The sequence below is a fragment of the Pseudanabaena sp. 'Roaring Creek' genome (assembly GCF_001402795.1).
In the GTDB taxonomy this organism is placed as follows: Bacteria; Cyanobacteriota; Cyanobacteriia; order Pseudanabaenales; family Pseudanabaenaceae; genus Pseudanabaena.
Map to the genome: position 1 here is coordinate 1 of NZ_LIRE01000699.1, position 10,898 is coordinate 10,898.

The following is a 10,898-nucleotide window of genomic DNA, read 5'->3' on the forward strand; positions in this document are numbered from 1 at the left end:
AAACCCCAAGAATTAATTGGCGGCGCTTAGCGCCGCCAATTAATTCTTGGGGTTTGATTTGTCCTAATTCAAGGGACGGTAGCTATATCTAAAATATTTAGATCTAAATATTTTTGGATATAAAAAACCCGCAGGAGGCATTCTTGCGGGGGAAATTATGTAGATACGTCGCTAGTGAGAAAATTATCTATCTTTTTATTTTTTAAAGTGGTGACAGCTCTCACATCAAAATGACGATCGCAACCTCCCAATTTTGTGACAAAGATCACAGATTATTGCGAAAGTCCTTGCCCTTCCCGACTCCCTTAAATATTTATACTAATGGATTTGTACTAATGGATTTACGGTTCCTACAAAAGGAATTACTCAATATTGACTGTACTAATCGACACTTTTACAGATCGTCCTTTAAACGTATAACAAATAAGGGCTGAGCGAACATCAATTTCTAAGAATCTTTGATTTATTTCTCTAGCGATCGAAATATGGGGATGAACGACACATTACCAAATTTTAGAGGAATAAATGCAAATTACCAGCATCTAAAGAGCAAAATCATCACCTTACGTGCATGATCCTATTGATTCTGTAGAAGCTAATCTTAATAATCCTAACAACGGCTCGTGAATACAATCATGACAAAAGTCACCATAAAAAGAAAGAATTATTTGGCACGTTTTTTGGCGATCGCGATTGGGGCAGCTATATTTGCTGCATTTACGCCAACGATCGCTCAAGCCGTCGAAAGTACGACCTTAGAATCAGTGAGTAAAACCACAGGAGAACTACGCCTATCCATTGATACAACTTGGGTACTTGTTACAGGATTCTTAGTGTTTTTTATGCAATGCGGTTTTGCCATGCTAGAGGCGGGGCTAGTGCGGCAAACATCGGTCGTTAATACCCTTGCCGAAAATTTCGTGGATGCCGCAACCACACTTCTAGCTTGGTGGGCAACGGGCTTTGCGATCGCCTTTGGTACGACCAGCAATGGTTTATGGGGAACGGACGGATTCTTCTTAAATAATGCCTTTACGATCAATAACGGCACGATCGAATATGCAATGGGTGCAGGTGGTTCTAGCGCTCCCATTAATACCTTAACTCTCTTCTTCTTTCAATTTGCCTTTGCCGCCACATCCAGCACGATTACCACGGGCTCAATGGCTGAGCGCACTGACTTTAAAGGAGACTTAATCTACACTATTATCATGGGTGCAATTATGTATCCACTGGTAGTCCATTGGGCTTGGAATAGTGGGGGATGGCTTAACAAACTTAATTATCACGATTTTGCAGGTAGTTCCGTCGTGCATACGGTCGGGGGATGGACATCCTTAGTGGGAGCATATTTACTGGGACCGCGTCCCGATCGCATTTGGGGTCAAATCCCGCCAGCCCACAACCTCGGCTATGCCACCATTGGCGCAATGATCCTCTGGTTTGGTTGGTATGGATTTAATCCAGGCTCGGCTCTAACCATGAGCAATCCTGGGCTAGTTAGTCTAGTCGTTGTCAATACATCCTTAGCGGCGGCAGCGGGAGCAATGTCTGCCTTTTTATACATTTATTTCCGCTTCCGTCAGTGGCACCTCTTTTGCGGACTAAATGGCTCACTTGCAGGATTAGTTGCCATTACAGCAGGTTGCGCCTATGTCATGCCTTGGGCAGCCGCACTCATTGGACTTGTGGCAGGAGTACTTGTCTTAATAGTAGTAGACATCATTGAATGGTTCGAGATTGATGACCCCGTAGGCGCATTTGCCGTCCATGGATCCTGCGGCATGATGGGGACGATCGCGGTGGGTTTATTTGGGCATCCAGCACTCACGATCAATAAAAAATCTGGCTTATTCTTGGGGGGCGGATTTGACTTACTGGGGGTGCAACTAGGAGGTGTGGCCGCGATCGCTGTATTTACAGTTGTCTTCTCATTTCTAATGTTTGGCTCCCTCAAAGCCTTAGGTATGTTGCGGGTCAATCCTGAAGCCGATCGCATCGGCATTGATGTATATGAGCATGGAGCATCTGCTTGGCCAGATGTCTATCCCATTGACGATCTCCAATATGGGGACGATGATGACGACGAGGAATAGCTCTCAACTGGTAGAGAAGCTAAGCAAAAGCTTCCCCTCCACTTATACCGAGTTAAGAAATGGCTACGCCATTTCTTAACTCGAAGACCCTTACTAAGTAGCGTGAGTTCGAGATAATTTTAAAACCCCAAAAGTAAAAGCCTTGCTACGCAAGGCTTTTACTTTTGGGGTTTTAAAATTTGCCAGATTAACCCGAACTGACGTTAAGTAGCTGTCACCAATTGTACTAGGACATAAACCTCAAGAATTGACTGGCATTTATGTCCTAGTACATTTAGTGACAGCTATACTTAGATTTAGTACCTACGATTTAGTATTTTTCTGAGGTGATTTTGCTAGTATTGTTCGCATAGATAGAACTGCTATAACTAATGACTTAGTTTTATTTAGGTTAAGCAGGACGTAACCAAGATACTGGCGATATCCATGACCCCTGACTTAGGCTGGCAAACAGAAACCTCTGAGGCTCTCTCCCAATTGAGTCCTCAGTTACTAGTAGAGCAAGTGGACTATTACAAATGCTTACTCGATGATCTGTTAGCATTAGCCATGTCTTTAACTGACACAAAAGACCTAAGGGTTTTCTTAGAGTTAGCACTAAGCTCTACACGCAAAATGACTGCCAGTGACGCAGGCAGTATTTATCTTATCGATCGCTCCACTTCAGTTCATACTGTCTGCTTTGAAGTTTCTCAAAACGACTCCCAGCCCGATCGCTCTCTCGTTAATTTTGCTGTCCCCCTCAATCAAGACAGTATCGTCGGCTATGTCGCCCTCACTGGCAAAACGCTTAACCTATCTGATGCCCATGCCCTACCCGACAATGCGGAATATCGCCATCACAAGACCTTCGATCGCGATATTGAGTACAGGACTCGCTCAGTTTTGGCAGTACCAATGTTTGACTCGCAAAAAAGGACGATCGGCGTTTTTCAGTTAATAAATCGTAAGGTTCAAGATGTTTCAATCACCTTAGAAAACGTCCATGAAATTACCCTGTCCTATTCAAAGTTTGACGAAAAGTTATTGCGAGCGATCGCCAGTCAGGTGTCCCTATACATAGAGCGATCGCAGCTCCTAGGACAGTTTTTTTAACTGCACGCACGAAGCCCCATTCCCTCCAATTAGATTCCAATTAGGTAAATGGCTAGGCGCAAACCCCAGAATCTGTAGCGCACGCTACGCGTGCGCTACAGATTCTGGGGTTTTTAATTATACCCAGCTACCTATTTAAGTATTTATACTCAACACGAAATAGCCAATCTTAAGGAAGTATAAGGAATTCCCATCTTTTCCTATAAGATTTAACATAGGATAAATTATTAGATATTTATACGGAGATTATTTATTTATGCTTACTTTAAAAATAGTGGTCTATATCACAGTCATATTCTTCATCAGTTTGTTTGTCTTTGGATTCCTCAATAGCGATCCATCACGTAACCCCGGTAACAGAGATCTCGAATAGTGACCAACTCATCCAAGCCAAGCTCTGCCAATTCTCCATCGGTAAATCGCCTCAAAAGTAATGACTGGCGGTTGATGTTGAGTCTATTGCCCTACGCAAAGCAAAACTCTAAACAACTTGTCATATCGCTGCTTTTACTCCTGCCTCTGTCGATCGCTAGCGCTGTCCAGCCTATTTTGGTACAGCAAGCCATTGATGGACCGATTAAAAGCGGCGATTTGTTGGGTTTGCGATGGATTTGCTTAGTCATCCTACTCACGATCGCCATAAGACTTGCATTTCAATCTTGGCAGGGCTACTTGGTGCAAGAGGTCGGGCAGAAAATCACTGCCGATATTCGTGCCGATCTATTCCGTCATGTCACTTCTTTGTCCACTAGTTTTTTCGATCGCACTCCTGTTGGCAAGCTGATCACAAGGCTAACCAGTGACGTTGAAGCCTTAGGCGATGTATTCGCTACGGGTGCGGTTGGCGTATTGAGCGATTTTGCCGCCATTGGCACGATCGCCATATTCATGTTTTTCCTGCGCTGGGATTTAGCATTAATGCTATTGGCGATGGTTATCCCCGTTACAGGATTGATTATTTACTTTCAACATGAATATCGCCTAGCCAACTTTAAGGCTCGCGATCGCCTATCCGAGCTGAATTCAATTCTCCAAGAAAATATTATTGGCGCGAATATCGTTCAGTTATTCCGCCGCGAAAAGTTTAACTCAGCGCAACACCTCAAGGTAAACAAGCAATATGTAGATGAGGTCAACCGCACCGTCTTCCATGATTCTGCGGTATCAGCAACCCTTGAATGGATCGCGTTGGTGGCGATCGCAGGAGTTCTCTGGTTAGGCGGCGGCGAGATCGTCCAAAAAAATCTCACCTTTGGCGAGCTTTCGGCCTTCGTACTCTTCTCCCAAAGGCTTTTCGATCCCATTCGGCAACTCGCTGAGAAATTCACCACAATTCAAGCTGGATTTACTGCGGTCGAACGCATCAATGCGATCCTACAGGAACCGATCGATATTCGAGATCCCGAATATCCCAAGACCCTCCCCCTTGATGGCACTGGGGAAATTTGCTTTGACCATGTGTGGTTCGGCTATAAACCCGATGAGTACGTGCTCAAAGATATCAATTTCACGCTCAAGGCTGGCGAGAAGATTGCCCTTGTCGGCCCTACTGGGGCAGGCAAAAGCTCGATTATTCGTCTGTTGTCGCGTCTTTACGAACCAACAAAGGGCAGGATTTTGATCGATGGCGTGGATATCCGCGATATCACCCAAGCCGAACTACGTCGATGTGTCGGGGTAATTCTCCAAGATGCTTTTTTATTCTCAGGAGATATCAAGGAAAACATTACCCTTGGTGAAGACTATACGCTCGAGCAGGTTGTAGAAGCTGCCGAGCTAATGAATGTCGATCGCTTTATTCAAGATCTGCCCGAAGCTTATGCAACCCAAGTCCGAGAACGCGGCACAAATCTATCTGGTGGACAAAAACAGTTACTAGCCTTTGCCCGAGCCGCTATCCGCGATCCTCGAATTTTAATCCTCGATGAAGCAACCGCCAGTCTTGATGTTAGTACCGAATTTTTGATCCAACAAGCCCTAGATCGCCTATTGGTCGATCGCACGACAATTATCATCGCGCACCGTCTATCAACTATTCGCAACGTTGACCGTATCCTCGTCCTCAAGCAAGGCGAAGTCGTCGAATCGGGCAGCCACGAGCAATTAATTGCCAAACAAGGTTTATATGCAAGCCTTTACGAATTGGAAATGATGGTAAGTAGCCAGTCAAACCCGTAAGGTTGAGCCCCTGAGGGGCTCAACCTTACGGGTTTGATTTGTCCTAACTCAAGTGACTGTAGATATACTTAACGATTTTTCATAGCGCGATCTATTTCTCGTTTATCGTCGCGTTTTTTCATGTCATCCCGCTTATCATGCAACTTTTTCTGCCTCACTAGGGCTAAATCAACCTTAATCCAACCATCCTTTTGATAGACCTTCAGGGGCACTAAGGTTAATCCCTTCTGCTGTACGCCAACGATTAACTTGCGAATTTCATCTTTATGTAACAGCAACCGACGGGTGCGGGTTGGTTCATGGTTAAAGTACAAACTCGTTGTATGGTGTGGGGATATGTACATATTGAGCAGCATTATCTGTCCTTTACGCACAATCCCATAGGCATCCCTTAGATTTGCTTTTCCCCCTTTAATGGATTTAACTTCCGTACCAAGCAACTCGATCCCTGCTTCATGGGTTTCGAGAATTTCGTAATTAAATCTAGCTTGCCGATTTTCGGCGAGTACACGATAATAATTTGCCATTTATTCCCAATAAAATACCATCTAATATCCTGAAGTGACTTCTAAAAGTTTCCATGATTTACTATCACAGAAAGCTTTAGAAACGCGATCAGAGATGCCATGACAGTAATTATTAATCCGAAGCGGCAATTCAGCGTTTTTGGTGACACTGGTCAATTTCGCTTGATTGCCTTCTATTTCGGAACGATGAATCAAGACTTCTACGGTTACCATTTTCGCGAATGATGCATTAGTCTCGATTTCTTGGGCAATTACATAGTCATCAGTTTCGTAGGTAATTACCAAGTTACAACCCTCCAACGTTTTCACGATCGTTGAATGTAGGTCTTCAGGAGCGATTTCAACTAAGAAATGTTGAGTGTATCTAGCCATAAATCATCAAAACAACAGTTGCGGCTAGCAGGTTACTAGTCCTTGTCTACAAACTATCTCTGAAAGCTGTATTTCTATTCTAGGCTAAGTCATTTTTGACGTTAGCACTTTAACTTTAGTTACAAGCATTACAGCTTAATCATCATAAACCAAGGTGTCCTTAAAACCTAAAGCAAAACCTAAAGCCTAGGATATACGTAATACCCAATCTCAAAATGGCTACGCCATTTTGAGATTGGAAAACCCTTACTGGATTTGGGTTGTAATTCACAAAAGTGTTGTCACACTTTCGTGAATTGGTCTAAATCAGACAAATAGATATGTCGATTCATACTACACCACATCTCTAATTTGAGATCTCTGGGTTATATTTATTGCAGAGATGGAGTCAAGCATGATTGGTCAATTACTTGATGGACGCTATCGCATCGCTAGCAAACTTGGCGAGGGTGGTTTTGGTCATACCTATCTGGCTCACGATACCCGCATCCCCAACGAGCCTTTTTGTGTAGTCAAGCATCTCAAACCTGCCAGTAGCGATCGCGAATATCTGAAGGTCGCCAATCGCCTCTTTACAAGTGAAGCGCAGACCCTCGCTCAACTGGGAAATCACGATCGCATTCCCCGCCTGCTTGCCTATTTCGATCAGCAGGGAGAGTTTTATTTGGTAGAAGAATTCGTCGAGGGGCGATCGCTCGATAGCGAGTTAACGCGTGGCTATCGGTTAGGCGAACCGCAAGTAATCCAGATATTAGACGATTTATTAAGTATTTTGGAATATACCCACAGTCACGGGGTAATCCATCGTGATATCAAACCAGATAATATTATTCGCCGTAAATCCGATGGCAAGTTGGTACTGATTGATTTTGGGGCGATCAAACAAGTCCAAAACCAGATTAATCAAGAGGGGCAAACGATCGCTACGGTGGCGATCGGTACTTTGGGCTATATGCCAAGCGAACAAGCTCAGGGCAAGCCCCGTCCCAATAGCGATCTCTATGCGATCGGCGTAATTGGCATTCAGGCTTTAACGGGTTTGCCACCCCGCGAGCTGCAAGAAGACTACCAGACGGGAGAATTAATTTGGCAGCATCTCGTCCCCGTCAGATCAGGCTTAGTCGATGTATTAACCAAGATGACCCGCTATCACTACAAAGATCGCTATGAATCCGCCTCAGAGATTCGTAAAGTCTTAGCAACATTAAGCGATCGTAGTTTACCAACTCAACAGATAACGCCTTCTAGCAATGGGATTCAGTCTACGATCGTGGGTATCAATAGCGGTAATTTAGCCCCTAACACTTCACCACCAATTCCTCCCACCATTTTACCCACCGCCACACCCCCTAAATTTATACAACCACTTGCCGCCCCACCTACGGTAAATCAGGGGAATAACGAGATCGCATCAGCACAAACGGTACAGGGCTATGTACCTGCCAATAGCAATGCGCATAGTAGCAATCCTATTGGTAGCAAGGCGCATAGTGGCAATAAGCCTCTCTGGATCTTTGCTTGGGCTGGCGCATTGGCGGGTGCGATCGCCTTCGGCGTGGTAATAGCAACTCAGAATCACTCCAACAATTTGACGAGTGCTAATAAAGCCAGTAGCCAGCAAAGTAACCAGACTAATAATCCAACGAATAATCAGACAAATGACCAGACTAATAATCCAATTAATAATCTAACTAATAACCAAACGCCCCCAACCAGTCAAACCGCAAAACCTGTTTCTAATTCCCCCAGTCCATCTGCCAATCCCTCAGCTATTGAGCCTAGTGCTACACCGACAACAATTCCCATCGGCGATCGCGCCACGCCTAAGCCAGATTTGTCCAAGGGCAAGATCGCGCCATTATCGGAAGCGGAAGCGGTAGGGCTAATCGATAAATTGGTAGCCAGTAAAAATCAAATGTTTGCCCCACCCTTCGATCGCCAATTATTAGCAGAGCTAACTACAGGGGAGGCATACGAAAAGCGCAAAGGTTCGATCGATTGGCTACAGAGCAATAATGCTTTTTACAGCTATGGCAATTTTACGGTGAGCCGAGCAGGCGCATTTGGGATTCAAGACGATCAAGCAAAGGTGACTGTAGAAATCTATGAAAGCCCGACTCTGTACGTCAATGGCAAAATCGATCGCTCCCAGTCCAAGCCATCTAAAGGTAGATATGTTTGCACGCTAAATTTTGAAAATGGTAAATGGAAAATTGCCAATCTTACCAAAATTGATTAGTTATATTAAGTAGCTAGGGCTAACTAAAAACCAAAATCAAAACCTGTAGCGCACGCGCAGCGTGCGCTACAGGTTTTATAGCTGCCGCCAACTATATCAGGACATAAAACCCCAAAGAGAGTTGCCGCGCTCCGCGCGGCAACTCTCTTTGGGGTTTTATACCAATTCCCAAAAGTGTAGCCACACTTTTGGGAATTGGTATTAATTATGCCGACCTACCTATTATAGAAATCCTGCGTATTACAGAAAAATTAATAAGTATTTGTCATTAAGTATTTCAGCTTATCAACTGCCTACTCAAGAAAAAGTATCACTACTCTACCAAAGATAAATTTGCGAGAGATATCCTCTATCCAACGGATGGGATTAACTGAACCTTAACCCCGAAACGCCTAAGCCATTAAGGAATAGTCTAGAATTATGTTGGCATGTTAAACCACGATTAGAAATGTCAATCTATTGAGAGACGCAATAGCTTCTACAGATCTGCGAATATGGGAGAATATATTAAATTTTATAGTTTGAATTATTAGTCGATCGCCTTTTTATGCAGGTACCTTTGGCTCTATTCAAACCAGAAATTTTGATGTTTAATTACTGTTTTCTCAGCATTTTTTCGGCTTCCTCGGTTTTAAATTAATCCACTGGATATTTAGTAAGTATCACACCATGACGATCAGTATTTCTCGCCCTGTCAGCAACACTTCTGAGAACGATTCCAAAACTGCAAAAGTCCGCGAGTCTTTATCTACTAGAAAAGCAATTTCACAAATTATTCGTGAGCGGGTGATCGCAGCAGGCGATCCTTTTTTTGCCAATGACTCGATCGCTCATCACATCAGCGATACCGAACGAGAAGAGCTAAAGAAAGAAATCGAAGGAAAATTACAAGGTGTTTTTGACTCTTTAATTATCGACACAGCAAACGATCACAACACCAAAGAAACTGCCCGTCGGGTAGCGAAGATGTATGTGGATGAGGTATTCAAGGGGCGCTACCATCCCATGCCCAAGGTTACAGATTTCCCGAATGCCAAGGAACTCGACGAGATCTACACCCTTGGTCCGATTACCGTACGTTCGGCATGTTCTCATCACTTTGTCCCAATCGTTGGTCAAGCATGGATTGGGATTGTCCCAAGCGATCGCGTAATTGGCATTTCCAAGTTTAATCGTATTGTGGACTGGGTCATGAGCCGTCCTCATATCCAAGAGGAAGCTGCCATCATGGTTGCTGATACTATTGAAAACCTGATTAAGCCTAAGGGGTTAGCCTTTGTGATTAAGGCTCAGCATATGTGCATGACTTGGCGTGGAGTCAAAGAACCTGAAACCAAGATGGTTAACTCGATCGTGCGTGGTTCCTTTAGACATGACCCCCATATGAAAAAAGAATTTTTCGATCTGATTCGCGCCCACGGATTTGGTGATTCGTAAAATCCTCATTGCTTTAAATTAAAACCCAATAATTAAGTGGCAGCGCGAAGCGCCGCCACTCAATTATTGGGTTTTATGTCTTATACCAATTTCAAACCTAGTAAAGGTTTGAAATTCCAAAAATGGCGTTGCCATTTTTGGAATTGGTATTAGTACACTTGGCGACAGCTATAATTTGTGAGCCCTAGCATCTATAGTGTTTTGTAGAAGATTTTATATTTTTTATATTAAAGATGATGAAAAATTGGCTGAAGCGATCTTGTAATTTGATTTTATGTGTAGCGATCGCAAGTTGTATAAGCCTAAGTATATTGCTGGGGTCTTTCTTTGCTGGGGTACAACCCGTTCATGCCAAGCTTACCGATGACACTTACGATGGTAATATTTTTGCCCTCTATGGAGGCAATGGCTCTATTGTTCCCCCAAGAATTAGCCTCGCCCAATCCCTCGAACTAGGACGCGCCGCCATGGTCGTCTTCTACGTTGATGACAGTGCCGATTGCAAAAGATTTTCACCCATTCTCAACCTAGCTCAAGGCTTTTACGGCAAGACCATCAGTCTAATTGCTGTTTCCGTGGATAGCCTAGACTTACAAAAAAAGAACTACGAGCCCACCGAAGAAGCCTACTATTTCAAAGGTACAGTTCCTCAAACGGTACTGATTTCTGGTGATGGTAAAGTTAGCTTCGATCGCGAGGGTGTATTTGGTTTTGAAGAACTCGACTCCGCGATTCGTAATCTGCTCGGACTACCCGACGCTCCTGCCGAATTAAAATTCCGCAAAACCGATAAAGTAATCAACGAACTCAATCCTTAAATACCAATTTCCAAACGTGTGGCTACACGTTTGGAAATTGAAAACCAAACCCAGTAAGGGTTTTAAAATTACAAAATGGCGTAGTCATTTTGTAATTTGGTATAAGATTATTAATCTTATAGGTAAGGATGGGCGA

Annotated in this window: 9 protein-coding genes; 7 read left to right on the forward strand and 2 right to left on the reverse strand. The window is 43.8% G+C overall.

The window, feature by feature from the left end:
* Positions 1–635: 635 nt before the first annotated feature.
* From AC805_RS20020 to AC805_RS20030, 4 genes are all read left to right on the forward strand, one after another.
* Positions 636–2,096 (forward strand): ammonium transporter, encoded by a 1,461-nt coding sequence (locus tag AC805_RS20020; RefSeq protein WP_055077043.1) that lies wholly within the window; start codon positions 636–638, stop codon positions 2,094–2,096.
* A 426-nt stretch (positions 2,097–2,522) separates the two neighbouring features.
* Positions 2,523–3,191: a GAF domain-containing protein gene (locus AC805_RS20025; RefSeq protein ID WP_055077044.1), complete on the forward strand. Its 669-nt coding sequence runs from the start codon at positions 2,523–2,525 to the stop codon at positions 3,189–3,191.
* A gap of 256 nt (positions 3,192–3,447) precedes the next feature.
* Entirely contained in the window at positions 3,448–3,564 is a 117-nt protein-coding gene (locus AC805_RS24940) for a photosystem II reaction center protein I (protein WP_071590106.1), read from the forward strand.
* Between the two features lie 74 nt (positions 3,565–3,638).
* Positions 3,639–5,369, forward strand: a complete 1,731-nt coding sequence (locus tag AC805_RS20030) for an ABC transporter ATP-binding protein (protein ID WP_082429577.1) — start codon at positions 3,639–3,641, stop codon at positions 5,367–5,369.
* Positions 5,370–5,437: 68 nt separating this feature from the next.
* Here the strand turns inward: AC805_RS20030 and smpB are convergent, their stop codons facing one another.
* The gene (gene smpB / locus AC805_RS20035) at positions 5,438–5,896 is read right to left on the reverse strand and encodes an SsrA-binding protein SmpB (protein WP_009625872.1); all 459 of its coding nucleotides are present in this window, start codon (positions 5,894–5,896) and stop codon (positions 5,438–5,440) included.
* Positions 5,897–5,917: 21 nt separating this feature from the next.
* Positions 5,918–6,268 carry a hypothetical protein gene (locus AC805_RS20040; protein WP_055077046.1) on the reverse strand — a complete coding sequence of 117 codons (351 nt, stop codon included), beginning with the start codon at positions 6,266–6,268 and terminating at the stop codon, positions 5,918–5,920.
* Between the two features lie 394 nt (positions 6,269–6,662).
* Here AC805_RS20040 and AC805_RS26535 point away from each other — a divergent pair, with 394 nt between their 5' ends.
* From AC805_RS26535 to AC805_RS20055, 3 genes are all read left to right on the forward strand, one after another.
* Positions 6,663–8,507: a protein kinase domain-containing protein gene (locus tag AC805_RS26535; protein WP_055077047.1), complete on the forward strand. Its 1,845-nt coding sequence runs from the start codon at positions 6,663–6,665 to the stop codon at positions 8,505–8,507.
* A gap of 669 nt (positions 8,508–9,176) precedes the next feature.
* Positions 9,177–9,944, forward strand: coding sequence for a GTP cyclohydrolase I (folE, locus tag AC805_RS20050; RefSeq protein WP_009627348.1), 768 nt, complete (start codon positions 9,177–9,179; stop codon positions 9,942–9,944).
* A 233-nt stretch (positions 9,945–10,177) separates the two neighbouring features.
* The gene (locus AC805_RS20055) at positions 10,178–10,762 is read left to right on the forward strand and encodes a thylakoid membrane photosystem I accumulation factor (protein WP_231663853.1); all 585 of its coding nucleotides are present in this window, start codon (positions 10,178–10,180) and stop codon (positions 10,760–10,762) included.
* Positions 10,763–10,898 lie beyond the last annotated feature (136 nt).